23 protein-coding genes and 5 pseudogenes are annotated in these 25,456 nt (G+C 31.7%); 8 read left to right on the top strand and 20 right to left on the bottom strand.

Annotation, left to right across the window (positions count from 1 at the left end; all coding sequences use genetic code 11):
• Positions 1 to 72: 72 nt before the first annotated feature.
• The 5 genes from RTP99_RS06060 to RTP99_RS06040 form a co-directional block, all read right to left on the bottom strand.
• Positions 73 to 2,199 (bottom strand): peptidoglycan D,D-transpeptidase FtsI family protein, encoded by a 2,127-nt coding sequence (locus RTP99_RS06060; RefSeq protein ID WP_046647220.1) that lies wholly within the window; start codon positions 2,197 to 2,199, stop codon positions 73 to 75.
• 223 nt (positions 2,200 to 2,422) lie between these two features.
• The gene (locus tag RTP99_RS06055) at positions 2,423 to 4,210 is read right to left on the bottom strand and encodes an ATP-binding protein (RefSeq protein WP_046647136.1); all 1,788 of its coding nucleotides are present in this window, start codon (positions 4,208 to 4,210) and stop codon (positions 2,423 to 2,425) included.
• Between the two features lie 474 nt (positions 4,211 to 4,684).
• Positions 4,685 to 5,536, bottom strand: coding sequence for a Cof-type HAD-IIB family hydrolase (locus RTP99_RS06050; RefSeq protein ID WP_000766396.1), 852 nt, complete (start codon positions 5,534 to 5,536; stop codon positions 4,685 to 4,687).
• Between the two features lie 163 nt (positions 5,537 to 5,699).
• A complete protein-coding gene (locus tag RTP99_RS06045) occupies positions 5,700 to 6,278 on the bottom strand; it encodes a cysteine dioxygenase family protein (RefSeq protein ID WP_000954457.1) in 579 nt (192 codons plus the stop codon).
• A 113-nt stretch (positions 6,279 to 6,391) separates the two neighbouring features.
• Entirely contained in the window at positions 6,392 to 7,606 is a 1,215-nt protein-coding gene (locus RTP99_RS06040) for a cytochrome P450 (RefSeq protein ID WP_000158000.1), read from the bottom strand.
• A gap of 140 nt (positions 7,607 to 7,746) precedes the next feature.
• On the opposite strand from RTP99_RS06040, the gene RTP99_RS06035 reads away from it, so the two are divergent.
• The gene (locus RTP99_RS06035) at positions 7,747 to 8,244 is read left to right on the top strand and encodes a PadR family transcriptional regulator (protein ID WP_000289105.1); all 498 of its coding nucleotides are present in this window, start codon (positions 7,747 to 7,749) and stop codon (positions 8,242 to 8,244) included.
• Positions 8,245 to 8,344: 100 nt separating this feature from the next.
• On the opposite strand, the gene RTP99_RS06030 is transcribed toward RTP99_RS06035, so the two are convergent.
• The 6 genes and pseudogenes from RTP99_RS06030 to RTP99_RS06005 all read right to left on the bottom strand — a co-directional run bounded on the left by RTP99_RS06030 (position 8,345) and on the right by RTP99_RS06005 (position 13,697).
• Complete coding sequence (locus tag RTP99_RS06030) at positions 8,345 to 8,500, bottom strand: DUF1540 domain-containing protein (protein WP_000046091.1); 156 nt, start codon at positions 8,498 to 8,500, stop codon at positions 8,345 to 8,347.
• Between the two features lie 70 nt (positions 8,501 to 8,570).
• Positions 8,571 to 9,203 (bottom strand): Vat family streptogramin A O-acetyltransferase, encoded by a 633-nt coding sequence (locus RTP99_RS06025; RefSeq protein WP_001069212.1) that lies wholly within the window; start codon positions 9,201 to 9,203, stop codon positions 8,571 to 8,573.
• Positions 9,193 to 10,476: an MFS transporter gene (locus tag RTP99_RS06020; protein WP_000106409.1), complete on the bottom strand. Its 1,284-nt coding sequence runs from the start codon at positions 10,474 to 10,476 to the stop codon at positions 9,193 to 9,195. The genes RTP99_RS06025 and RTP99_RS06020 overlap by 11 nt, the downstream gene beginning before the upstream one ends.
• A 267-nt stretch (positions 10,477 to 10,743) precedes the next feature.
• Positions 10,744 to 11,979 carry a cytochrome P450 family protein gene (locus RTP99_RS06015; RefSeq protein WP_011040380.1) on the bottom strand — a complete coding sequence of 412 codons (1,236 nt, stop codon included), beginning with the start codon at positions 11,977 to 11,979 and terminating at the stop codon, positions 10,744 to 10,746.
• Between the two features lie 159 nt (positions 11,980 to 12,138).
• Positions 12,139 to 12,543: a hypothetical protein gene (locus RTP99_RS06010; RefSeq protein ID WP_000282688.1), complete on the bottom strand. Its 405-nt coding sequence runs from the start codon at positions 12,541 to 12,543 to the stop codon at positions 12,139 to 12,141.
• Positions 12,544 to 12,691: 148 nt separating this feature from the next.
• Positions 12,692 to 13,697 (bottom strand): annotated as a pseudogene (locus RTP99_RS06005) (DUF1835 domain-containing protein).
• Between the two features lie 177 nt (positions 13,698 to 13,874).
• Here RTP99_RS06005 and RTP99_RS06000 point away from each other — a divergent pair.
• Positions 13,875 to 14,087 (top strand): hypothetical protein, encoded by a 213-nt coding sequence (locus tag RTP99_RS06000; RefSeq protein ID WP_000416565.1) that lies wholly within the window; start codon positions 13,875 to 13,877, stop codon positions 14,085 to 14,087.
• Positions 14,088 to 14,330: 243 nt separating this feature from the next.
• Here the strand turns inward: RTP99_RS06000 and RTP99_RS05995 are convergent, their stop codons facing one another.
• The 5 genes and pseudogenes from RTP99_RS05995 to RTP99_RS05975 form a co-directional block, all read right to left on the bottom strand.
• Entirely contained in the window at positions 14,331 to 14,534 is a 204-nt protein-coding gene (locus RTP99_RS05995) for a hypothetical protein (protein ID WP_000878373.1), read from the bottom strand.
• A 140-nt stretch (positions 14,535 to 14,674) separates the two neighbouring features.
• Positions 14,675 to 15,091: a DUF3995 domain-containing protein gene (locus RTP99_RS05990; protein ID WP_000905595.1), complete on the bottom strand. Its 417-nt coding sequence runs from the start codon at positions 15,089 to 15,091 to the stop codon at positions 14,675 to 14,677.
• Between the two features lie 142 nt (positions 15,092 to 15,233).
• Positions 15,234 to 16,004 (bottom strand): DUF3959 family protein, encoded by a 771-nt coding sequence (locus RTP99_RS05985; RefSeq protein WP_000732166.1) that lies wholly within the window; start codon positions 16,002 to 16,004, stop codon positions 15,234 to 15,236.
• Positions 16,005 to 16,212: 208 nt separating this feature from the next.
• The gene (locus RTP99_RS05980; RefSeq protein ID WP_046647125.1) at positions 16,213 to 18,600 is read right to left on the bottom strand and encodes an RNaseH domain-containing protein; all 2,388 of its coding nucleotides are present in this window, start codon (positions 18,598 to 18,600) and stop codon (positions 16,213 to 16,215) included.
• 296 nt (positions 18,601 to 18,896) lie between these two features.
• Positions 18,897 to 19,004, bottom strand: a pseudogene (locus tag RTP99_RS05975) (TenA family transcriptional regulator); the annotation flags it as partial.
• Between RTP99_RS05975 and RTP99_RS27925 the strand changes: the two are divergent.
• On the top strand, positions 18,978 to 19,046 hold the full coding sequence (locus RTP99_RS27925) for a DUF8096 family protein (protein WP_472926922.1): 69 nt from the start codon (positions 18,978 to 18,980) through the stop codon (positions 19,044 to 19,046). The pseudogene RTP99_RS05975 and the gene RTP99_RS27925 sit on opposite strands and share 27 nt — an antisense overlap.
• A gap of 66 nt (positions 19,047 to 19,112) precedes the next feature.
• On the opposite strand, the pseudogene RTP99_RS05970 reads toward RTP99_RS27925, so the two are convergent.
• From RTP99_RS05970 to RTP99_RS05960, 3 genes and pseudogenes are all read right to left on the bottom strand, one after another.
• A pseudogene (locus RTP99_RS05970) lies at positions 19,113 to 19,369 on the bottom strand (hypothetical protein).
• Between the two features lie 568 nt (positions 19,370 to 19,937).
• Positions 19,938 to 20,360 (bottom strand): hypothetical protein, encoded by a 423-nt coding sequence (locus RTP99_RS05965; RefSeq protein ID WP_046647122.1) that lies wholly within the window; start codon positions 20,358 to 20,360, stop codon positions 19,938 to 19,940.
• 412 nt (positions 20,361 to 20,772) lie between these two features.
• On the bottom strand, positions 20,773 to 21,141 hold the full coding sequence (locus RTP99_RS05960; RefSeq protein WP_001075589.1) for an ArpU family phage packaging/lysis transcriptional regulator: 369 nt from the start codon (positions 21,139 to 21,141) through the stop codon (positions 20,773 to 20,775).
• A 388-nt stretch (positions 21,142 to 21,529) separates the two neighbouring features.
• Between RTP99_RS05960 and RTP99_RS05955 the strand changes: the two genes are divergently transcribed.
• Both RTP99_RS05955 and RTP99_RS05950 read left to right on the top strand, forming a co-directional pair.
• On the top strand, positions 21,530 to 21,721 hold the full coding sequence (locus RTP99_RS05955; RefSeq protein WP_000528279.1) for a hypothetical protein: 192 nt from the start codon (positions 21,530 to 21,532) through the stop codon (positions 21,719 to 21,721).
• A gap of 147 nt (positions 21,722 to 21,868) precedes the next feature.
• A complete protein-coding gene (locus RTP99_RS05950; protein WP_001141573.1) occupies positions 21,869 to 22,084 on the top strand; it encodes a spore germination protein in 216 nt (71 codons plus the stop codon).
• 286 nt (positions 22,085 to 22,370) lie between these two features.
• Here RTP99_RS05950 and RTP99_RS05945 read toward each other — a convergent pair whose 3' ends face one another.
• Entirely contained in the window at positions 22,371 to 22,808 is a 438-nt protein-coding gene (locus RTP99_RS05945) for a GNAT family N-acetyltransferase (protein WP_000617455.1), read from the bottom strand.
• Positions 22,809 to 22,926: 118 nt separating this feature from the next.
• Here RTP99_RS05945 and mtnN point away from each other — a divergent pair, with 118 nt between their 5' ends.
• From mtnN to RTP99_RS05930, 3 genes and pseudogenes are all read left to right on the top strand, one after another.
• Positions 22,927 to 23,619: a 5'-methylthioadenosine/S-adenosylhomocysteine nucleosidase gene (mtnN, locus tag RTP99_RS05940; protein WP_000821100.1), complete on the top strand. Its 693-nt coding sequence runs from the start codon at positions 22,927 to 22,929 to the stop codon at positions 23,617 to 23,619.
• A gap of 247 nt (positions 23,620 to 23,866) precedes the next feature.
• Positions 23,867 to 24,648, top strand: a pseudogene (locus tag RTP99_RS05935) (IS4 family transposase); the annotation flags it as partial.
• Positions 24,622 to 24,884: pseudogene (locus RTP99_RS05930) on the top strand (hypothetical protein). The pseudogenes RTP99_RS05935 and RTP99_RS05930, both read left to right, overlap by 27 nt.
• Positions 24,885 to 25,456: the final 572 nt, after the last annotated feature.

The following is a 25,456-nucleotide window of genomic DNA, read 5'->3' as shown; positions in this document are numbered from 1 at the left end:
ATTCTTCTTTCTCACCCATTTTGAATTAATTCCTAAATAAGACAACTCTATTTTTATAACATTTCATATGTTTTAATCTTCTTTAGAGCTATCTATTTTTACAGTTTCTCCAGTCAATCGCTTATTTTTCAATTCAAAATAAGCATCTAAAACTTCTTTTCCAATATCAGAGTTAATACCAGATTTATCATTCATAACCCACGGCACAACTACGGAAAACGCTACTTCTGGATTATCATATGGCGCATATCCTGCTAACGTTAAGTTATAACATTCTCTTCTCTCGCCTTTTTCATTTCTTCCAATATCACTTTCTCCACCGTATACCGTCTGTGCTGTTCCTGTTTTACCTGCTGGTTTATAAGATGCTTTTTGGAACGCCCTTACTCCTGTTCCATCACCCTCTTGGAATACCTTTCTAAATCCTTCTTTTACTTGATTTATATATTCCTCTTTCATATCAATTTTATTTAAAACAATTGGTTCTACTGCATGCACCACTTTACCAATCTCATCTTTTTGCGACGTTTGCTCTCTTACCTCTTGTACAATTTGTGGCTTCATTCGATATCCACCGTTTGCAATTGTTGAAATATACTGTACGAGCTGAAGTGGTGTATACGTGTCATACTGACCAATTGAGTAATCTAATAAGAAACCCGGCTGATTATCTTTTTTACCAATTTGTCCAGCTGTTTCATTCGGTAAATCTATGCCCGTTGGAACACCTAATCCGAATTGTCTGAAATAGTACCTCATTTTATCAAAGTGTTCCTGTTTAATATTTAATGAACTATTTTTCACATAATCCACACCTGCAATTTTTAATGCTGTATGAAACATATAAACGTTTGAAGAGACTTGTAACGCTCTTAAATCATCAATGTTTCCAAACTCTTTCCAAGACTTCTTCTCCCTAGTACCTTTAAACTTCATAGGTGCATCATAAAAATAAGTACCTGGTGTTATAGCTTTCGTTTCAAATCCAGTTAAAACTGTCGCACCTTTAACTGTTGATCCCAGCTCATATGAACTAGTCATTGTGCCTAATGCATAGTCTTCAACTTCTGTTTTCCCGTCTTTTTCTACAAGTCTTTTCCCAGCCATTGATAATACTTGTCCGTTTTTCGGATTCATCATTACAACGAAAGCACGGTCCAACATAGATTCAGATCCTTTATATGCCTTTAATATTTTTTCTATACTTTCTTCTACTTTTTTCTGTAATTCCATATCTATCGTTAAAGTTAAGTTCTTACCGCTCTTTCCCTCAGAAATTGTTTCCGTTCTAATTGTAGTACCTTGTTTATCTGCAACGCTTCTTACTTCTTTTTTTGTACCATGAAGTACATCTTCATATTGCTGCTCAATATAACTTTTTCCAACCCTATCATTTCGGCTATAATCTCGTACCAAGTAATAATCTAATTTTTCACTTGGTAATCCTTCATCGGAATTAGAAACATTTCCAAGAACAGATCGGAATAACCCATCATTTACATACACTCTCTCCCAATCAACCGACACATCTACACCTGGGAGATTTGCTAAACCTTCACTAATTATAGTAAATTCCTTTTCACTAACATCTTTTTTAATAATTTGAGGAGCCATTTGATAACCAGAAGTCATCTTACTTTTAATAGCTAACACTTTAACATCTTTATCTGTTAAATCTTGAAGATCTTTATCTGTAACTCGTTTTCTTTTTAACTCTTCAATTTTTTTATCTAAATTTTTTCCGGTAATATCTTTATCTCTGAACTTATTTATTTCTTTTTTAGATACTAATTTTTCAGTTAGTTTCGGATTTAATTGCATCCAAAAATCTTTCTTATCCGTCTCAGTTAGCTTGTCTATATCTTCTTGTGGTATTTCAATTATGTCTGCAAGTTGTCTTGCTGTTTTTAATATTTCTTCTGATTTTACACCTTTCATCTTTGTATATGTAATTGTACGTAAAGACTTATTATCAACTACTGGATTCCCTTCTCGGTCAAATATTTTTCCCCGCGGCACAGAAAGGCTTACGGTTGCATTTTCTCTCTTCTCCACTTCATTTTTATACGTCTCACCATCGATAATTTGTACTTTACCTAATTGTATAATCATGGCAGAAAACAATATAAATACACATAAGAATAAAATGTTTAACCGCATCGGTACTGCTCTACCGCTTTTTTTCTCTTGTTTTTTCACCTTGTCATAATCTCCTCCTTACTGTATTTCTATTAATAATTGAATCTATATATTAAAAGTAATGCACATTTTCTATACATTACTTTGCACAAATACTAATATATTGATAAAAACTTAATAGAAATTAAAGCAAATCTAAAGAAAAGGTAAAGTTTTCTAAATTAAATACAAAAATACCCAATAACCAAAAGCTTAGCTTTTGGTTATTGGGTATTTAATAAATTTAAGAGTTAATAATTGGACGTATCGATTCAAATCTATCATCATAATTTGATAAAGGCTTTTTACTCTGAAATTTTGGCAAGTAAATCGTTACTGTTGTTCCGACGCCAACCTCACTCATAATACTTATATTCCCTTGATGACTTTCAATAATTTTATAACTTAACATCAATCCAATACCGGTACCTTTTTCTTTTGTACTATAAAAAGGTTCACCTAATCTTTTAATTCGTTCTTCAGGTATTCCTATTCCTTTATCAATTACATTAATAATGATACCATCTTTGCCTATTTCTTTTATGTGAATTGAAATTCTCCCACCATCTGGCATAGCTTCGATTGAATTTTGCAAAATGTTAATAAATACTTGTTTCAGTTGATTTTCTGAGCATTCAATGATTATATCTTTGGAATCTGCATATAATTCAACTTGAATATTTGTCATAATTGCTTTTGTATTTATTAACGAAACGACATTTTTAAATATTTGATAAAGATTTTTCTTTTCCGTGCTTAGTTCATCTGTTTTAGCAATCGATAAAAATTCTTGAAGAATCGCTTCTATTCTTTCAATTTCAGAAAGCATTAGATCAAAATATTTTTCTTGATCTTCTTTATTAATTTGAAATAGCTGTATAAAGCCTTTAATGACTGTTAATGGATTCCTAACTTCATGAGCAACACCAGCTGCTAATTGACCGATTGCTGCAAGTGTATCTGATTTATTTAGCAATTCTTCTGTCTTTTTCCGCTCTGTAATATCACGTACAATAATCATAATTTTATCATGCAATAACGGTAAACATCTAGCTTCGAAGAAATTGATACTTTCATTAATTGTAAGTGGATATTCCACAATTACATTTGTCCCTTTTTCTTTCACTTGACAAATTGCTTCTTGAAATTTTTTTGCTACTGTAGATGGTAATACTTCGTAAAACTTTTTTCCCATAAAAGCTTCTGCGGGTACGTAAAATTTTGTAGGGGATCCTGCTTTATAATCAATAATTGTTCCATCATCTTCCGTTAAGAAACATAAATCTGGTAAAGCCTGAAAAATTAATTCTAACTCAGACGTTTGTTGTTTTAATTTCTCTTCTATTGCTTTTAAATGTGTAATATCCACACCAACAGCCCAATAACTAAATCCACTTACAGGAAACTGTTCTGATATATTGGACCACATTATCGTTTTAATTTCACCATTTTTACAAGTTAAACGCATTTCCCAGTCTCTAAAGTTCTTTCCACGAGTCAAAAATTTCTTTTGTATCTCGTGACGATAATCATGATCCGGATACAGTAATCGAAGTGCGTTTGGATTTCCAATTACCTCTTCCGCAGTATAGCCTGTCACAATTTCACATTCGCGATTCCACAAAACAAAATCTCCATTATAATCAAGTGCATCAACCATAACAGGCATGTTTTGTAAGATTGTATGTAGTTCCTCCTCTTTTCGAGTAAGTAACGTCGTATTTTTATTTTGAAATCCTTTCATTACTCCATCTATAATTAAATTTGAAAGCATTTCAAAGTATTTTTGGCAATTGAAAATTTCGCTTTTCTGAGACCATACAACAAAAGATCCTAAATATTGATTGTATAAAAAAATGGGGATTTCAAGTTTGGGAAGTTTACATATTTTCTTTTCATTTATTCCAAATGAAAATATACATTCTTTTTCAGCATCAAGAAGTTGATGTGATATGTTGGTTAATTGATAAAATTGTTCTGCCATGGTTTCTATTGTACTCACATCAATAAGTTCCATTAGCCGCGCATTCATTCCTTTTTCACCTCAATATGTAAAATTCATACAAATTTAAAATTCATACTTCTCCATTATACGAAGAATGTGCCTGTAGGTATATAGCTGAAGAATAATTATTCGAACAAATTTTATTTTTCAATTAAAAACAAAAAATATATCCGTACAAAATTGAAACTCTAATTAGTAAGTTTTTTCATCAACGATTAATTATTAGCTGTGCCAATCATGATCTTTTATGTTGCACAAACTCTCCTTAGCTCCTTACATTTGTTAAGTTTTGACATGAATTCATACGTATTAGTTGTATTATAAAAATGCATTAAATATAAAGTTCATAAATTTTTCACAATTACTATGAAAAATATAAACATTTATTCCAATATATTCTATATAATAAAATGTAATAAGGCTTCTATGAATCTCATAGAATACCTTACCCCTAATAAAAAGAAAAAAAGAATCTATTTAGATTCTTTTTTTCTTTTTATATTACATTACATATTTATATAAAGCATGTGCAACACCATGTTCTTCATTAGTCAAAGTTTCATATTGACACATCGCTTTTATTTCTTCGACTGCGTTCCCCATTGCAATTGATAGATTTGCTTTTTCCATCATGGATACATCGTTTAACCCATCACCTATCGCTACAGTATTTTCAACTGGAATATTTAGATGTTCCGCTAAAGTATATAGTCCATTTCCTTTTTGAGCGTCTCGATGATTAATCTCTAAATTATGCCAATATGAAGATGTAATTGCTAAATCAGTATTATGCAGAAACGTTTCTTTTAACTTTTTTAATTTTTCCATGTCATAAGAAAATGGTAAAAGCTTATGCACATGTATATCTGTTTCTACAATTGGTTTACAACTTTCTGCACTAAGAAATGCTGTATGTTCAAGGTATAATGCTGCGATCGTTTCCAACTCTTTCAAATCGATATTTTCATTTGAATGTTTCACATAATCGATTTCATTGCGTACACTCTCTACTCCATATTCCGGTACGTACACACCTTTATTAGTATAAAGCTGATAATATAATCCGTTTTCTTCAAGATAATTCACAATCTCGAGTGCCTGCATATTTTGAATTGGATATCTCTTCATCATTTTTTTATCATTATATATAAGCGCACCATTTTCGGCAATAATTGGACACTCCAAATTAACTTCTAACAACAATCGTTCAATATCGATGATAGAACGACCTGTACAAATTGCTACAACATGACCAGCTTCCTGACATTTTCGAATTGCTTCTGCATTCTCGTTACTAATCATTTTGTTCCCCGAAAGAAGAGTTCCATCTAAATCAATTGCGATTAATTTCATTATTTCTTCACCACTTTCTATATATACACGAGCTCATATTAAATGAAAGGTATCGTTTTCATACCCCTCTCGTAAAGCACTCTTTATTTATAATTTATGAAAAGCGTTTCAGGTCAAGAAATAATTATAAATAAAATCCAAAGCAAGGGCTTTGGACTTTAAACTATGAATTATAACGAATATATTTTGTCTCACATGTGTATACATTCTTTTCTTTAGTTGGAACGTATACTTTAAACTTTTCTAAACGTTTTCCGTAAACATGAATTGTGACAACGCTTTCATTGTCATCTATTTCAAGAATGTGACAATCAGCTGGTGGAATGACTTTATCTGTTTCTCCTTCTCCCAAATAAAGATTTCCTGTATGAGTTAAATAAACAAGTGAATTTTCAAGCTGCTTAGTTTGTATAAAGTTCTGCACCATTATTCTCCCTGTAAATACACCTTCTACTCCCCATGTGCCATCATGATCATGCAAAGGAGTCGATTGTCCATCTTTCCATACAAGAGCTAATACTTCAAAACGATTTAAAGGATCTTCATATAATAAGTGTCGTGCATATTGAGCCGAATTCGCCTTCTGTTTTTCTAACGGAAGCCATGTTTTCTTTTCTAAAAGTTCTTCTAATAATTTTTCAATCCCACAAACCATTTGATCTTCTAACAAATTACTATTTATTAAATCCGTTACAGCTTTAATAAATGTTTGGAACGTCTTACTTCCATTACACGTTAACATAAGCATCCTCCTCTACTCTTATTCACACACTTCCATACTAAATAACCAACTAAAATTTCACAATTGAGAAATAAAAGAACAAGGTACAGTAAATTTGTACCTTGCTGAACAGTTTATTGAGTTTTTAAGCAGATAGGTAAGAATTTCAAAGTTTGTTCATTTTCCAATATACATTGTTCTAAATTGAACGATGGAGATAATGCTATCTTTTCAAAAGCATTTATAAAGGTAGTTAATGCAATCTCAGCTTCTAAACGTGCAAGTGGTGCCCCTAAGCAAAAGTGAGGACCTTTACCAAATGTTAAATGCTTTTCATTTCCTATTCGGTGTATATTAAATTTAGAGGCTTGTGAAAACTTTTTCTCATCTAAATTTGCTGCACTTACCCACGCAACCACCATTTGATCCTTTTTCATTAAAGGGCCAAATATATTTGTATCCTCTGTAATTCTCCTAGCTAATGTAATGGGAAAACGATAGCGTAATACTTCCTCAATTGCTTTTGAAATTAATGTAGGTTCTTCTCTTAATTCTTTATATGTTCCTGGTGAATCCACTAAGAAACAGTAAAAACTATTAATAATTAAATTTGTAGTTGTTTCATTACCAGCCGCTAATAAACCCAATGAAAAAGTAACAATTTCTTCATCAGTTAATCTTTCGCCTTCATATTCAGCTCGTATTAAATCTGAGATAATATCATCGGTTAAATGGTATCTCTTTTCCTGAACGATTGGTAGAAGATATGCTTTAAATTCATTTAGTGCTATCCCCTTTTCTACATCCAGATCATTAAACTTTTCTTTACTATACGGCATAAATAAAATATCAGACCATGCTTTAATTTTTTTGCGGTCAGTTGTTGGCACTCCTAACAAATCGGATATAACAGTAACAGGTAAAGGAGCAGCAAACTCTTCAACGATATTAACTTCACTATATTTTCCAATATGTTGTACAAGTTCATTTGCGATAGCCTGTATTCGAGGTTTCCATTGTTCTAAACTCCTTGGAGTAAATGCTTTAGAAACGATAGAACGTACATTGCGATGTTCTGGTGGATCAGTAGAATTAATATTGATTCGAGTCTCTAAAGGAGGGATTGAGAATTGTCTTCGCTCCCTTCTACTTGAAAACAGGCGATAGTCTGATAAAACACGATTTACGTCCTCATACAAAAATACATTCCAAACATCTTGCTCTTCATCATAATGTACGGGGTGATTATCCCTCATAAATTGATACCACTCATACGGATTCCACAATTCCTCTTTCGTTTTCAGCTTTGAAATTTCATGAACTAAAATCACATTTTCAGGCGAAGCCATAGTCCTTTCCTCCCTTTTCTTTTACAATAAAAGTGATAGGTCGGTAATTCAAAGTTGTATAATCTAACATATGTTATTTTAACATATACTAAAGGGGATTTTTCGTAGGAGAACTTGAGAAATAAATAAGGGGGATTTTTATGTATGTCGATATTTTATTGCTCGCAGAATTGACGTCAGGGCCAAAATATGGGTATGAAATAAAGAAAAATATCCAAAATCGGTTAGGAGAGAATTTTGAATTAAATCATAATATGCTTTATCCTTCTCTTCGACGTTTTGAGAATATGGGGGCTATAACGAAAAAGGTACATACACAAGTCGGAAAACCAAACCGAAATATGTATGACATTACTGAAGCAGGAGAAGAAATTTTTTCTGAAATGTTACGCGAGTTTCCCGAAAAACTCGCGACAAATAATGCAGAATTTCTTGTTCGTATCGCGCTATTTGAAAAACTTGATTATGAAGCTAGAAAAGAAATTTTAACAATACGCCAAAACGTACTACATAAACAGCTTACTGCTATTCAATCTTTAGATGCTAGTTCATCTTTTATTACAGAAGTCATTGAATTTAGTAAATCGCGTATTGAACATGAATTGCTCTGGATTACATCACTTATGAAGAAAATATGAAAAATAACAAGAAAAGTTAAAAACAATGAATGAAAATGAGATTTATTATCAATACTATAATTAATAAAAGGGCAACCACGATTTGGTTACCCTTAAAAATTTATACTTCCGGATCGAAAGTTTTGCAATCTGTTTCTTCTGTAGTCGATGCTTGTTTTCCTTTATGACTTACTACATAAATTGCGTCTGCGCTACATTTATTACCGTTAGCCCAAAATTTACAATTGTTTACTTCACATAAAACGTCTTGTGCCATAGTATCACACCTCCTCGTTCTATTATCATTAACAAAATTCGGAGGTATGATACTCTTTGTTATGCATTTTTTATTCCATTTTTAGCTTTCTTAATGGCTCTATATCCCCTTGTACAATAGCATCTATATTTTCAGTTATTTTTTCAATATCAAAATGCCACCATTGAATTTGCAGTAATTCCTCTATTATTGTATTTGTAAATCGTTCCTTTATTTTATTTGCGGGGTTTCCACCAACAATTGTATATGGTGCAACGTCTCTAGTCACAACAGATTTAGCTGCAATGATTGCACCATCTCCTATTTTGATTCCAGGCATAATGGTTGCATCCATACCAATCCAAACGTCATTCCCTACAACTGTATCCCCTTTGTAAGGTAGATCAGACAAATTAGGTGTATGCTTCTCCCACCCATTTCCAAATATATTAAATGGGTATGCCGAAAATCCATCCATCCGATGATTCGCTCCGTTCATAATAAAGGTAACTCCATTTGCAATACAACAAAACTTTCCAATGATAAGGCGATCTCCAAGAAATTCATAATGATGTACTACACGCTCTTCAAATGTTTCTCCATCTTTCGCATCATAATATGAATAGTCACCGGCGAGTATATTAGCTTTCGTTATTGTATTTTTTATAAAGTGAACATTTTTATTTCCTTCAATGGGATGTTTAACATTTGGATTAGGATTCATGTTGCACAGCACTTCCTTTACCGTTTATTTCACTTTCTACCGCTATTACTGGCTTTAAATTGTATATAGGTAAAATAAATAATAATCCAATTATAAATAGTAAAGCTGTGCCTTCGTACATCGTACTTAATGAGAACATTTCTTTTAATGAACCAGCAATACTCATTGTTACTACCATTGAACCGGTGAATAGCGGACTTAAAATGCCATTTACACGACCAATAAAATCAGTATCACTATTTTGAATAATGAGCGTATTAATACCTATTTGAATACAAGGAAGAGCTAAACCGCTAAAAAGTTGTGCTGTGAGTGTTACCCATAAATTGGTGGAATAACCTATAATACCGATGCCGATTGCCTGACCAAGCATACCGATAATTAACATCTTTTGCGGCGCAACGTTTTTTGCAAACACCATCGCTAAAGCACCGCCAACAATCATTCCTGCACCATTTACTGTTAGTAACCATTGTAAACTCTCTTTTGATAATCCTAACTGATCAGTTACAATAAAAATACCTAACGGCTGAATTAAACCAATTCCTAGTCCTGCTGCCATAAAACAAAGCCCTAGCAAAGTTAATGCTTTTTTCTTTTTCACATATTTAATACCATCAAGCATTTCCTGTAATATAGTGATTTCTTTCTTCTCATTATCATTCTCAAGATCTTTCGGAAGAAATAACAACACAGCTGCTGCAAGTAAAAAAGCGATACCTGTAATAATGATTGAAATATAAATTCCAAAACTATGAAAAATAAATGTTCCAAGAATCGGTCCTAACACCATAAATATCGCAAATATTGTTTGATAAATAGACATTGCTAATTGAATTTGTTCTGCCGATAAATGCTGTTTAAACAATTTCATGCCAGATGGCTGAGAAAATTGCGAAAGGATTGCAGAAATAAGTGTGACAAAAAACACGATTTTCCACGTTCCAAACATTAGAGTAATTAATACTGCAAATACTGATAAAGAACTTAAAGTCTCACACCATATCATAGTCCTCTTCGGCTTCCACCTATCAGCAAACGTTCCACCAATAAAGGAAAAGATGAAAATTGGAGCAAACTCCGCCACTGAAATCATCGAAATAGCAAAAGCATCACCTTTTGTCATTTCCATTACGTAAAGTAATACCGCAAAGTTCCGAACCCATATTCCAATTTGTAAAAATAATGCTGATGCTAAAATCACTTGAACAAACCGATTTTTTAATACTTGTGATACCCCATTGTTTTGTTTCGTTACTACATTTGTCGACATAAAAAAGCCTCCTATTTCATGTTCTGAACAGGAAGCAGCACAAATCATATAAAAAGACTATATATTCGCAGAGCGAAATACATCCCTTTTCTATAAATGTACAGACTAATCCTATTCAGAAGAATATTTCGTTTTTTAACGAAGATCTCTTATAAATAGAATTAGTTGATCATTGGGATGTTTTCACCCTTCCGTTTCGAATTTAAATAACACATACATACTCTATGTAAAACATTTTCAATGTATGCATGTCTCCCTTTAACTATTCTAGAAAGTTAAAGGCAATTCCTCTAAAGAACGCATTAAATAGTTACCTTGCCATTTAATGTCTTTACGATCGCCTTTTATTTGTAGTTCAGGCATTCGTTTGAACAAAGTAGTAATAGCGATCTTTGCTTCTAACCTCGCAAGTGGAGCTCCTAAGCAGAAATGACTACCATGGCCAAAGGCAATGTGACGGTTGTTCTCCCGTGTAATATCAAATATTTCTGGATTTTCAAATACTGTTTCATCACGGTTCGCTGAAGCCAATGCGATAATAACCATATCTCCTTTCTGTATTGTTTGATGGTGAATTTGAAAAGGTTCTGCTGCCCATCTTGCAGTTGTAACCTCAACTGGAGAATAATAACGCAATCCTTCCTCAATAGCCGAATCAATTAGTTTTGGATTATCTTTTAATAACTGTAATTGATTTGGATTTTCAAGAAGTGCTAATACTGTATTTGTTATTAAATTTACCGTTGTTTCGTGTCCCGCTACAATTAGTAACATGATCATCGAATATAGTTCTCGGGCGCTAAGTTTATGCCCTTCACTCTCTGCAAGTATTAAAGCACTCACCAAGTCTTCTTTTGGCTCTTTTCGTTTCACATCAACTAAATATTGAAGATATGTAATAAACTCAGATAGTTGTTTTTCAGTTTCTTTTATTTCTTCAGGTGTTTCTGGTGATGCAATAACAGCATGAGACCAAATTCTAAATTTCGCTTGATCTTCTTTCGGAATACCGAGCATCTCACTTATCACAATAATTGGTAATGGAAATGAATAATCATCCACAAGATTTAATGTACCTTTTCGCTCTATATCACTTATCAAATCATCTGCTATTCTCTGAATTCTTCCGTCTAATTGTGCAATCATTTTCGGTGTAAAAGCTTTTTGAACTAAAGATCGTAAACGACTGTGGTTAGGTGGATCTGAATTTAGCATATGTGTTGTCAAGTGATCACTATTATCAACAGAAAGATACATGTTCTTTGTATCTTGAGAAAACACATTTGTCCAATCTTTTTTTAAACGATTATCTTTTAAAAGTGGCAGAGCATCTTCATATCTAGTAATGAGCCATTCTTTACCGATTTCAACTTGGTTTACAAATAATATTGGTTGTTTTTTTCTCGATTCTTTATAAATTTCATACGCATCTTCTTTAAACTGAGCTGAAGCTAAATTAATGCCATCCTCTATGCTTAACCCAACTTTATTTTTCATTGACATTGTATTCCCTCACTCTCATTTGTTGTTGAAAACCAACCCAACATATGCATTATACTCTAATAAAAACGCGAAAATTGTAAATTTTTAATCAAAATCTTACTTCGTATATTGAAAAATAAAAAGTGAGAAAGTAAAATCGTTTCACTCCCTCACTTCTCTTTATGCGAAGCACATAAAATTACTAATTTGTTGATAGCGATAACTTACTTTACGACGACGACTACCTTGCCACGTGTAACCTGATACTCCATTTCTTCTCACTTCAGTCGGGAAGAACCATAAATCCCTTCCGAAAGGACCAGGACGATGTAAGCGTAAATAGCCCCATCTTCCTAGACAGTTACACATCCAGGATTTCATATTACCTGGTTGTGCAGGAGAAGCAAATGTAGACGGTAACGACGGCGCTTGTGACGGAGGTGGTGACGTTGGGGCATCTTCCGCATCATCTGGTCTGTAATCTTCTTGTTCAATATCTCTCACTTCATTTGTAGGTTCATACCCGTAGTTTTGTGGATTATAATACATCGCTTGATCATATGGATAATTTTGTTGGTTATACATATTAATAAATCACCTTCTTTTCATTCATTTCCTTTACCATTCATATGTGATATGCCATCTCTGGGAAGCTTATGTATAGCCTAAATTCAACAAAAAATAAAGCTCGTATTTTAAAAATACGAGCTTCTTCATAAACGGAATAGATGTATTATTTTCTTAATTTCACACTATAGAAACGCATTTCATCTAATGAACCTTCAAATTCAAATACTTCTTGTTTAATTAATTCCTTTAAGCGATATTCTAAAAACGTATCGCCAACTGATTGCTCTACAAGACCAAGTGCTTCACCAATTACTCTAGGAGCTTTTCGGAATTCTTGATCAGCACCTATACTTTTCGCACATTCAATAATAAATTGATCAAAATAATTTTCTTGTACAGAACGCACTGCATTGTCTGTCCAAATTCTTAAAAATTCCGTACTTTTCGATAGACTATCCCACTCATGTTCAAACTGCATACGATTCTCTACAGTTAAATACGGCAATTTTACAAAACTTTTTTGAATTAGAGCTAAACTTTCAGGTGGTAACTCTCCTGTTCCACGAATAACATACTCTAGTTTTAATATTTCTTTACTTGCTTCAGATGTATTCATAACGCGAATATTTTTCTTATCTTTTAATTGCGCCATTACAAAACATAGACCTACATGTTCATGTGCGTTATCTGCCTTCCAAATGGTAATTGGTGTTTCATTCGGAATTGAATGTAAAACTTCTAAAGTTTCCTTAAATCTTGGTAAATACTCTTCTTCAAAATAACAATCATAAGAAGTTAAGTTATTTACTAACCACTCTTTTCTTGCTAGTTGCCCTTCATTCATATGTAACTTATTTATCGGCCCAATTGAAAAGAATTCAGAAAAAGCAACAACCATCTCTTCCAATCGTTCTTCTTGACCAAGCATATGCTTTAAACATCCAGCTGTTGAATCATCAAATGCAATATGTACGTGTGAGACTTCTTTTACATTTCTTTTATAAGATGTATTACTCGTTAGTTGCTTAGGAATATCCATCAAATTTTTAATAGTATCTTCACTATAGTTTTCTTTTAATAAATTTAATTGGATTAGAATACTTTGAAGTAAAACGTTTTGCTTCATCTTCGTGCATATCTTCTACAGCATTTTTAATTTTATCTATCATGTAAACCCCTCTATTCATTTCAAAAATAACGTAGATTATAGTGTATCATTTAAGTGTTACTCTTTAAAAGTTTTTTAGCCAAATCATGTATTAGAAAGATTGCTAAATAACCTTTTGTAAATCTTTTTATTTAAATGTATAATTATATAGAAAATAAAAAATATAGGAGCTATGTTTATGGAGAAAGTATTTCCTAATTATAAACATTATCTAAAAAATTGGAGATTTATATTTATTTGTATATTACCTACTATCGCCTTTTTATATGTTTTTGATGTCATCTTTGAATTAATATTTCATCAAGATTTCTATTTATCTAACTTAATTTTTGCTATTATTTTATTTTTAATATTTATGAGCATCAAAGATATGTTTAAAATTAAAAGTTAAAGATTCGGATAAAGTGGGATAAAAAAAGAGCACCCTGCAATCAGATGCTCTCATGTGATAGAGGTTTTTCTGAGTATTAAGTAGGACACGAAGGTCTTGTCCCACTATCTAATATATGCTTGTACTTATTTTTTGTGCATGTACGAAGTATCACTATAAATTCTCCTCATAAATTCATTGTACAATTAACATATTTATACATAAAAAAACATCCCCCGTGGATGTTTTTTTATGTACCGTTTTTTAAGCTTCCATAAACTTAGCCGGTACACCAATTTTTTCAACTACAGAAGATATATTAGTAGGATTAATCATTACATTTTCAATACTAACTAATTTATTTTCTAATAGTCCATCCTCTGTCGTAATAAGTTCTTCAAACCGTTCTAAAGTCATCGAAAATTTATGTTCACTTCCGCCATTCATACTGACTTTTACATACTTCATCGTGCACCCGCCTTTCATAATAATCTATAATTCGATAAAAAGGCGCTTACATCCTTTTTATTTAATACTAGATTTTACACTTTTACACTTGCCAATTTACGTTTATATTTAATATGAAAAAAGCTGATACTATTTTTTGTTCACATTATAATTGCGAGTAAAAATGATAAAGATAGAAATGCACAAAGTGGTATAAATAAAACAGTATCCATTCTAGCAAAACGCGTATCTTTTTTTCGTTTAAAGATACCAAAATAATGAAATTCACCTATTACTCTTATCAAAAAAACAACCATACAAACCCAGGATCCCATTTGAACAATAATATTAGGAAATGCGAAATGAACAATATTTGTTTGTAGTAATAAAATTATTGCGGCCATACTTAGTAATAACGCAATGAACAAAGTCATCCCTGTACCTGGTGTAAATACCTTTTCTCCAGCTTTTGTTGGAATGACACTATTTGTCGCCCACTTACCTCCAAAAGCCCAATAAACATGTAAAAAGCTAACTAAAAATAATATACAGACAGAAACATATGTAATAATAAGCATTTTGTCCTCCTATTATTTTATTTAAGCCCTCAACTTTAGAGTATGCTATAAATTTCACCTTAGCAATCTATTTTTAATAACATAAAAACCCCTTAATGATTTTTCTTAAAATTGATTAATCATTAAGGGGCTTTTAACCTCATTATGCATTATACCGATTTCTACGACGTTCCATCCTCGTTTGTCCTTGAGCAGTCTCTTCTTTATATTGAGGTATTTGCTCTGCCATTTCATATGTTGCAACTGCAGTTGGTTCTTCGTAATTATGCTCACGTATTTCTTCAGGCGTTTTTTGTTTCGATACTTTTCCACCAAACTTAAATAATTTTAACTTAAATTTCGGTAATCTTGGGATCGGAATCTTAAATGATTGCTTTTTACGTTTCTTTTTTTGTTGAAATAAAGTTATATTTTCTTTATAATCCTCTTCTTTACGGTGTAATAACATAGCAATTAATCCACCTAATATAAGTCCACCAACTAAAAGCATAAGATATTTGAAATTACTTGTCATTAAACTCGACATACGTTCAAGTATGACTAACGATTGCACTTCTTTAATATCCCATAGTAAAGCGGCCCATAATGCGAATAAACCGAAAGTAAGCCCATATGTACGAAAACGGAATAAACATGGGATTAAAGCAATACAAGCAGCGATTTTCGCATTCGCTATGATTGAACTTGTTGAAATATCTTGATGCCAAATAACTAACAATAGTGTAATAAATGGCGCATATGCTATCCAGCTACATATACGTGAATATATTTTTTTCGCAAAATAACTACCGAAACTGGTGAAAAATAAAAGGCCTCCAATATATAAAGATTGTTCTAGTGGGATTTGTTTCATAATTCCTGCAACTGGAAAGAGGCCGCTCAATAGCATGAATAGCACATCTAATTTCTTCACAATTCCTCATTCCTTTCCAATTTCTTTTGAATTCATTCATATTGCTTTTCCAAATGATATAGTTTTTTATTTCTAAAAAACATCTTAATCCTGTATGGAAATAAAGTAAATATATAAAAGAGAAGATACATGACAAAAGATATCCTTATTTACATGAAAAAATGACAAATCCTGATTGATATAATAAGCAGGATTTGTTTATTATTATTTACAGTAGAATAATTGAATCTTTCTTTTCTATTTTTATAATATCTACATCCAATTCATCATCAAACTCTTTAAACTCTCTTGCATCTATATCAGTCATATAGCTCTTTATTACTTTCGCCATATGCATAGAATATGGCATGTGTATATTCTTTTCCAAAAGCATACTTGAATTACAGCACATGTAATGTACCATTTTAGCAATATAGTTCCTTTCAACAGCTTTTACACCTAGAGGTAATATTTCAAGTATATATCGATGCAATGTTTCATTATCATTACACAGATACTCACCAGTGCTATAATACATTCCCTTTTGATCTATATATAAACTCGTACTATCTAGTACGTCATCACATTCTATCACACCGTATTTTGGTACATCAAAAGATGTATTTATTCTTACAGCATTTAAGTTTGGAACCTTTAGCACATCTGGAACAATGTCAGGGAAAGTATCTATATCAATTTTTTCATTTTGTAACTCTTTTATCCAATGTTTTCTTACATTCGCATCTATAATGAAGTATACTTGCTCATTTTGCTCTTTTGCAGGTTGTAAAACTTCCGTTAATGTTTCAGAAACAAATTGTTTAAATTGAATGCCCATATCATTTCTTTTTGAAGGCTGCGGCAAAAAGGTGTTATGTTTATCTACATTTAATAATAAACGATCAATCGTTTGCCACTCTGTATTCCCATATAATTTATATGAAATTTCTTTTCCTTTTATTTTTGAAAAAATGGGTAAGAAATCAAATTTCGAGATTCGTTCAATTGATAAATTAACATATGTACAAGGTAAATTTATCTTATTCCAACTACGTTTTAAAAATCCTTTTTGTTCTAATAAACTCAAAATACCATTTATAATCGTTTTACGAGATACACTTTGACCTATAAATAAATTAATAAATGCTGAAATACGGTTTGTTCGTGCAAATCCTTCTCTAACAATTTGCTTTGGATCAATTTTTTCACGTCCATCACAATTTTTCATTGCAATTAACGCCAATGTCGCATCATTACGCTCACCTGCAGTAGCATAAACCGCTTTCATAACATCCTCTACTAAATTCGTTTTATACTTCTGGCAATATTGCATTTTATATGGATTTTGCAATACCTTTTCAATATTACATCTTACTATTTTTAACAACACTGGCGAATCTGCATTTAATATATATGATGACTCACTAATTTGAGCTAACACCATTTCACTTTCAAATAACGCTTGTTCTACTTCCAGCGATATTTTTTCAGACCATATTTCTAGCGTTATAGTCTCTAATCCTTTTGGTGCAATTAAAGGGAATACTTCATTCCCTTTATTTTTTGCTAGTTTTTTACATTCTGGTAGTAATGTGAAATAAGAAAATTTTTGCTGAAACCCTTTAAATAAATACTCTCTCTCCTCTACTTTTATACCAGGTTTTATTTTAGTACCTTGAACTTTATATATTCTTTCATTGTATGGAAGCAACACCCTAAGATTTTCTCCCAGCATATAATCTTTCGGATATTGAAGAATATGATCTAATTCAACTTCTCCACCTATACGAAAATCATCTTTTAAATTTCTAAATATCTTAATCCATTTGATACCGTTTGTAGCCTGCTGAACTTTTAGTTTTACAAATCGTAATTTCTTATTATTCGATGCAAATTCTGGAGTAGAAATTAATATCATGCCCCGTTTTCGTCTTAATAGCAAAGGAATGTCTGGATGGTTATATTCTTGATAAAACCTCCGAATTCCTATTGAAACATTTAATAATGGAATGTTCTCTCCTCCGCGCGTTATATATTCGAACCGAAATACATAGGCGAAATAGTCTTGTGTTTTTTCATCTTTAATAGGCTCTGACATCGCCTCACAAATATTTTGTGATCTAAGAGGAGAAAAATATATATCTTCTTCATTTATATTTTCTAATTGTACAGGACGTTCACAAAAAATATGTGAAATTAAAGCGGGCACCCATTTAGAATATACTTCCTTATCATGTAGTACTGTTAAATTAGAAATTAAATCGTAATGCCATTCATATTTTGGCGATTCTATTAATTTATTAGGTTTCCAATCATGAATAATCTCATACCAACTTTGAAAAATATAATCAAGTTGTTCTTTTCTAATAGGTTCTTTACATACAATCCATGGTGTATTTTCATTTAATACATATGGATTATGCTGAATAAATAATATATCAGAAAACATATCATATAATCTTTCATTCAATCGTTTCAACTTACTCGTTAATAAAAATGTCTTATAATGTATCTCTACAATATCGAGCCATTCAATAGGAAAATATATAAATGATACGCTTTCGTTAAAAAGAGGTTCTACTATATTTTCAAATGTTAACAACTTTAATTTTTCCATAAAATGATTACTTCCTTTCTTCATTTTTCTTGATCACAAAAAAACTAAAGTATTATCTCATAATCTAATTATTTAAAAGAATAGCAAATACCGCTTATCCGACTAACATATTAATGACATGACTTTGCTGTAAGTTAAAAGAAATTATCATACATAGCCCTCCTTATATATCACAAATACATTACATTCGAATTATACAATATTAGTAACGTATTGTATTTGAGATTTACAATAACTTTACAAAAGATTATAAAAGAGGTATTGACCATACATATGTATATCAAATCCTCTTTTCACTATCCTATTACCTTTTTCGCTTCTTTATTCACTGACCACTGCTCTAATGTATAAGTCATTTCCCAAAATGAATATTCATATTGACTGCTAATAATAATTTCATCTTCTTAAGAGAATGCCGTAATTGTGGCATGAAGAAAATCATCTAGCACTGGATAGGGCTTTTTTCTTTATAAAATAAAAACCAGTCGTTAGGCTACTTAAAGGTTTTCTTATCACCAAATAAAATGATATATATATATTCTTCAGTTATACTTTCATCAACTCCTGCAACCCTAGCAAATCTCATTATGTCCGCCCCCTAAATAAAATACATCGTTAGCATGACTGGCACCCGTGACCACATAAAACGATAAAGCTCATTTACTCTTTGCCTAGTCATAACAATTAAATCATTTGCAGGTCCATTAATCACAGTTGTCCTAACTGAAGTAAATGGAAGATCTATCCCATTAACAACTATTCTTGCCATACTTTGCGTTATATCCACATCTATCCCCTCATTCCAAGAATCAAATCTGTTCCCCCTATTTACATAAGTATTCTTAGCTATAAGAAATGTTTAAAGTGAGTTTTTATTTTATTTATATGAACTCCCACAAAGTCACCTCAAAAGAATCTTATTTATGTAAACTGTCAACTAAGGAAATGCATTGGTATCAATGGTTTTCATAACTTACGATATTTCGGTCATATTCATAATTTTATATATTGGCTTAAAACCGCCATTTTCACCACCTAATCACCGTTATTTTCTACATAAACTTCACCTTATTAACTATATATATTTTTGTTCTTTTTTTGTTACGAAATTGCGTTTTGTTTGTATATACCCATGTAAGCACTGAATAAAGAGAGGAATTTTTATATGAACACTAAATTCGAGATTAATATTTCACCAGAGTTTATTATCTCTATCGTTCAATTATTAAATTTTTTACCTTAGCAGGAATCATTTGATTCTTGCTTTTTCTATTCATTATGTTCGTTTGTTTTGTGCAAAAGAAAAAGCACCTCTATGAGCGCTTTTTTCTTATCCTCTATTCGAATGTTTTCCTAATAATTCTATAAGTTTCTAGCAACGCAGTGGTAATTAAGAGTAATCCCAATAATGAATACAGAACAAAGACTAATAAATAAATTTTATTTGTTACCTGTAAATATTGAAATATAGAACCTGCTAGCATAAAAATTATCATCATAAACATCAAAGCTAAATAATTCAAATAGACCTCTTTGTTCTCGAGTCTTTTTTGGCTACTTTGATACGAAATACATGCAACTGTTATCGCTATTAAAGCAATAACTACAGTTATTCCTTGCTGAAAGATTAAAGTAAGGAATTCTTTTATTTTCTCTATATCCCTATAAGCATTTGACAGCACAGCGACTATCGTTGCTATTACAAGCGCAACAGTACCTTTCATAAAATGTTTATTTCTTTTGTACATACCTCTTGTCATAAAAAACAACTCCCTATAAAACTATATTACAAAAACATTATAATATAAAAATATGAAGTATTACTGTTTTTTGGCTATTTTAAGAAAAAACATTTTGTATCACCAATCAACCCAGCAAATTTACTGAGCTCAATAAGAAACACAAAAGCCACGACACTCACGCACCGCGGCTGAATATATACATATAATTGGTCTTTTCGTCTTTGTATTCTCCGTCCATTCCGACCGAGTAACGTTTTGATAGAGGGGCTATGATCATTGGTTATGAGCGCATAGATACGTTATCCCCACGTTATGCTCTTTTCAAAGAACAAATAACTGTAGGAATATCGTATCGCCGATTCCAATGTAAAAAGGTACCTAATTTAGTGCCCAAAACAGTGCCCTAAATGGTACCCGAAAAGTTCCATTCTTATGTCATACTAAGCGCTTTTGCGAATTGTAAAACACCAGATTTCCTCTTTCTATAATACTTACCTCTCTTCATCCCAAGCACCGTATAAATGTATTCATCATTTAATTCTTTACGACTCATATATTTCATTTTGAGTATTTGTTGCTCGTCCTCATCAAGTGCTTCTTCAAACGCGCGCTTTAATTGTCTATATCTGATTTCGTCTTCCGTACATTTTCTAAGCTCTGGAAATAATAATTCACCTCCGAACGCCGCTTGCTCTTCAATATTTTTAAACTTTACTTTTAACACGCGGTATTCTTGTAACTCTTCTATCACGAAAGGCCGTATTTCCTTTTCATTTACATGCCTAGAAGGTTGATTCATACGATATCGATCCACTTACTTATAAAAGGATTATTTTGTTTAAAACTGACTTAAACATTAGTTAATAAATGTAATTATCTTGTTAAAAACTTAATAATATTAACATCTCATACAGTTAGATATTACGTTACAATATAAGTAAATTCGTTTATAGACGAATATCCTATGACTTGCTGGGAGAAATCCTGGCTTTTTTTAACGCTTGAATAAAACCAAATATTCCGTCAATACTATAGATGACATGGGTATCTTTCTCCATTACCTGAGCAGTTAGCTTTTGCTAGCTGCTCTTTTTTTGATCCTTTATCAATTTTCATGAGACAAGAAGAATAGAAGAAGTATATCTTTTCATATGCTTTTATAAAAAAAGATAAAGGACGTGACAGTATTGGGTAACAGAAACAATCAATTTGTTTTTCATATAATAAAAGGTTCATCAATTAAGAAATTTTTAATTATCGACTTAATTACTGGAACTGGAATTTATTGGACAGTAAATTCTATTTCCTCAAGTGCTTTGATTGCAATTATTAGTTGTATTCTAGGAACTAAAAAAATAAAGAAAATGCAACAACCTTAAAATTACAAATTGAAATATACCCAAACAAAATGATTATTTCTTTAAGTTTTCAACAAATATCTCTTCAAATTTTCTAACTCAAATGAACCACTAGACGCATACACCATATACTAATTTAAATAACTTCTAGAAAAGAAGGTGAAAATTATGCCATCTGTTGTTGGAAATATGGTTGTACAAAATAGTAACGGTTCTTTCAACTTAGGTGATTTCTATAACGTTTCTCCAAAGGAAAATACAAAAGCTTATAATGGTTCAGGTGCATCAAATGTTGCTTTTGTTCTCAATACATTTAACGGCGTTAGTGCAACAAATACATTCGATTCTGATGTTGCAGACCAAAGCCAAGTTGGAACAGCCTAAATTTATCCATTTCCTTCTCCCTTCCTGAATAAAACTCAATATTCCGTTAATACTATAAATGCACTTGAGTTCTGAACTTCCTTCTTAATGCTTTTCTGGAGAGCAGTTAGCTTTTGCTAGCTGCTCTTTTTTTACCTGACTACTTATCCTCCACCTTGAAGAACTAATATATTTAAAATGCTATATCTACTCCATGCCCATCAACTTAAGAATTTTCACTACCCCTAAGTACAAAAAAATGTTATTCTTTCTAAACACTCTAAGAAAAAACACCTATAAATAAAATTTAATTAATTGGTATATACTTCTTGAAACCCTTACTTATGGTTCCATTGTATCCATTTTTAGTGAAGAATTTATGTGCTTTTATTCTAGTTGCACTACTTAATAAGATAATTCTTGTGGATCCCCTTGTAATTGATATCTCTTCTACATGTTTCAATAACTTTTCCCCTATCCCATTACCTCGAAAATCTTCATTTACAATCACATACTCTAAAACAGTATATGGTCTAAATTGATATCCAGGATCAAGGCAAAACGTCATAAATATACTTCCTTTGACGTTACCACTTTCCTCATAGACAAACAAAAAATTATTAGAATCATCCCTTATCTGCTCAATTCTTTCTGGTAAAACTTTAATATTTTTGCTATGTGGTGCTAATTTTTTATATAGATTTTCAATTACATTACTGTCCTTTGGTTCAGCTTCACGAATCATATAATTACCTACCTTTTGCATTTAATATATTGATGACTTAAATTATTTTAAAATTCCGATTAAACTATATATTAAAACAAGAATTTTTTGGTATAATTTAGGTGAGGAGAGGATGAAAATGAAAAGAATTGGAATAATTGCAGCTTGGCAACCTGAACTGAATTATTTACACGAAGAATACCCGAGTAGAAAAGTTCGTAAAATTGCCGCATGGGAATTCCATTATCATAGTATTAACAATTTAGAGATTATATCTGTTATAAGTGGTGTTGGAAAAACAAACTGTTCTAGTTGTACACAATTACTTATATCAGAGTTTCGTCCTGATGAAATATATATGACAGGAATTTGTGGAAGTTTGTCAGATAGCATAAAGGGTGGCGAAATTGTCATTGCAAGACAAATGCTCCAACATGACGTTACGAATGCTGGAAAAGGCGATGATGTGTGGGACCTGTATACTGGTAGAACATCGATTATTGATGGCGATAATTCTATATTTAGTGATTTTCTTAATTTTGCTATCAATACTAGTGAACATAAAATCAACAACGGGATGTTTATATCGGGAGATCAGCGTATTAGAGAAGATGTTTTGAGATCATCATTAAGTAGTACTCATAATGCTATTGCTGTTGACCAAGAGATAGCATCTTTTTCATACGTTTCTTATGTTAATAAAATACCATTCCTATGTGTAAAGTCTGTATCCGACCAAGCAGATAATAAAACTATTGAAGACCAAAAAAGGTTTAAGCTTTTGGCATGTGAAAATTCATGTAAATTATTAATTGAATTTCTATTGAGATAGAATTTGATAAGATGATTGTTTGTTCAACTAACTGGTGCGTTATTTGTGAGAAATGTTTCTAACTAAAATTGAGAATGGTGAGCTTCTCTTGGAACTGAGGGATTACTTTTATAAAAAGTCTAAGTTTTCCAAGAAATCTTTTATAAAGAGACTGCCACTTCGCTATCAAGCTAACAAAAAATATCCCAAAGTGGAAAAATACGCTATCATTTTTGTAGAAATATACAGAAGGGATGGCGTTTTTTTTATGAATCTATCAATTCAAGATGAACTACAACCATTTTCGGAAGAATTACAACGATATGTTACTCCTATATTTTTAGAAGAACTTGCTAGAGAACTCGGATTTATAAAGCGAAAACGTAAGTTTTCTGGATCAGACTTAGCTGCTATTTGTATCTGGATTAGTCAACGGGTGGCAAGTGATCCATTAGTCCGATTATGTAGTAGGCTTCATGCAGCTACCGGTACTTTACTTAGCCCTGAGGGTTTAAATAAACGTTTAAATGCTAAAGCAGTTTTGTTGTTACAACATATTTTTTCTTTACTATTACAAAAAAAGTATGTGAACAAACGAAAATTTCTAACCATCTCTTCTCTTATTTCAAACGAATTCGTATTCTAGATGCCACCGTATTTCAAGTGCCGAGTGCTTTAGAGAATGTATATCCAGGATCTGGAGGATGTGCCCAAACAGCTGGAATCAAAATTCAATTAGAATATGATCTGCATAGCGGGGAATTTCTTAACTTTCAAGTTGGGCCAGGGAAAAATAATGATAAAACATTTGGTACGGAGTGCTTAGATACCTTACGACCAGAGGATTTATGTATTCGTGATTTGGGTTATTTTTCATTGGAAGACTTAGATCAAATGGATCAACGAGGTACATACTATATTTCTCGTTTAAAACTAAATACAAATGTATATATGAAAAATTCAAACCCAGAATACTTTAAAAATAGTGCAATTAAGAAACAATCGGAATACATACACATCGATATGAAACAGATTTTGAAACAACTACAACTATATCTTGAAGTATGTACACCTGAAATGAATGCATCTTTTATAAATATCGTTTATTTTCATCCTTTATTTTTTGTACTCATTTTTTCAATAGGAACTTTTTTGCTGGTATTATAGGATTCTCTAAGGTAAATAATTGGATAGCAATGCTTAGAAGCATAGTGACAGTTCTACTAACATTGTTATTATCAGTGTTTTTAACAATAACTTTGATTGTTGGCTATGCATTAAGTTAAACGTAGTTCTTCACGAATAAAACTCAATATTACGTCAATACTGTAGACAACCCATTTCGATCCATATTCCATAATTGGAGCAGTTAGCTTTTGCTAGCTGCCTTTTTTGAGTTTGTCTGTCCGAATAAAATTCTAAATTATGTCCAATACTATAAATGGGCTGATACAGCTTGAATTGACAGTGACCTCTGTAATGTTCTTTTCCTCTTTCTCTGAGGACGGAGCAGTTAACGATTGTTAACTGCTTTTTTGTATTAAGTTAATTATAAATTTCAGGTCTTATTTCTCTTCTACGCCATATACTTTTAACCTAACTATCCAGCTCAAAGTGTTACCTTCTATCTTAAAGAGCACTGATGCATGGTGCTCTTTTTTATTTTGTTCCCTTTCATTTCTGAATAACATTTTTAACCCTGTTCATACTATTTTTGTAACTTAAAGTTACAAACTATTTCTGTAAGCGGAGCGTTTCTTTTGTACAACAAGCAGTTAGTTTTATTAACTAGCTGCTTCGTTGTGCTAAAGAAAGATTTTTTAAACTGCACACTTTGTAAGAATATACATAAAATATA

This window comes from Bacillus sp. (in: firmicutes) (assembly GCF_031983925.1).
GTDB classification, from domain to species: Bacteria; Bacillota; Bacilli; order Bacillales; family Bacillaceae_G; genus Bacillus_A; species Bacillus_A pacificus.
The sequence above is the reverse complement of the archived record's forward strand: the minus strand, read 5'-3'. Positions and strand labels throughout refer to the sequence as shown.

Bases quoted from the DNA above. Each gene is read 5' to 3' on its own strand.
- RTP99_RS06055 (WP_046647136.1), bottom strand. From the start codon at position 4,210: ATGAATGCGCGGCTAATGGAACTTATTGATGTGAGTACAATAGAAACC.
- RTP99_RS06050 (WP_000766396.1), bottom strand. From the start codon at position 5,536: ATGAAATTAATCGCAATTGATTTAGATGGAACTCTTCTTTCGGGGAAC.
- RTP99_RS06045 (WP_000954457.1), bottom strand. From the start codon at position 6,278: ATGTTAACGTGTAATGGAAGTAAGACGTTCCAAACATTTATTAAAGCT.
- RTP99_RS06040 (WP_000158000.1), bottom strand. From the start codon at position 7,606: ATGGCTTCGCCTGAAAATGTGATTTTAGTTCATGAAATTTCAAAGCTG.
- RTP99_RS06035 (WP_000289105.1), top strand. From the start codon at position 7,747: ATGTATGTCGATATTTTATTGCTCGCAGAATTGACGTCAGGGCCAAAA.
- RTP99_RS06030 (WP_000046091.1), bottom strand. From the start codon at position 8,500: ATGGCACAAGACGTTTTATGTGAAGTAAACAATTGTAAATTTTGGGCT.
- RTP99_RS06025 (WP_001069212.1), bottom strand. From the start codon at position 9,203: ATGAATCCTAATCCAAATGTTAAACATCCCATTGAAGGAAATAAAAAT.
- RTP99_RS06020 (WP_000106409.1), bottom strand. From the start codon at position 10,476: ATGTCGACAAATGTAGTAACGAAACAAAACAATGGGGTATCACAAGTA.
- RTP99_RS06015 (WP_011040380.1), bottom strand. From the start codon at position 11,979: ATGTCAATGAAAAATAAAGTTGGGTTAAGCATAGAGGATGGCATTAAT.
- RTP99_RS06010 (WP_000282688.1), bottom strand. From the start codon at position 12,543: ATGTATAACCAACAAAATTATCCATATGATCAAGCGATGTATTATAAT.
- RTP99_RS06000 (WP_000416565.1), top strand. From the start codon at position 13,875: ATGGAGAAAGTATTTCCTAATTATAAACATTATCTAAAAAATTGGAGA.
- RTP99_RS05995 (WP_000878373.1), bottom strand. From the start codon at position 14,534: ATGAAGTATGTAAAAGTCAGTATGAATGGCGGAAGTGAACATAAATTT.
- RTP99_RS05990 (WP_000905595.1), bottom strand. From the start codon at position 15,091: ATGCTTATTATTACATATGTTTCTGTCTGTATATTATTTTTAGTTAGC.
- RTP99_RS05980 (WP_046647125.1), bottom strand. From the start codon at position 18,600: ATGGAAAAATTAAAGTTGTTAACATTTGAAAATATAGTAGAACCTCTT.
- RTP99_RS05965 (WP_046647122.1), bottom strand. From the start codon at position 20,360: ATGACAAGAGGTATGTACAAAAGAAATAAACATTTTATGAAAGGTACT.
- RTP99_RS05960 (WP_001075589.1), bottom strand. From the start codon at position 21,141: ATGAATCAACCTTCTAGGCATGTAAATGAAAAGGAAATACGGCCTTTC.
- RTP99_RS05950 (WP_001141573.1), top strand. From the start codon at position 21,869: ATGCCATCTGTTGTTGGAAATATGGTTGTACAAAATAGTAACGGTTCT.
- RTP99_RS05945 (WP_000617455.1), bottom strand. From the start codon at position 22,808: ATGATTCGTGAAGCTGAACCAAAGGACAGTAATGTAATTGAAAATCTA.
- mtnN (WP_000821100.1), top strand. From the start codon at position 22,927: ATGAAAAGAATTGGAATAATTGCAGCTTGGCAACCTGAACTGAATTAT.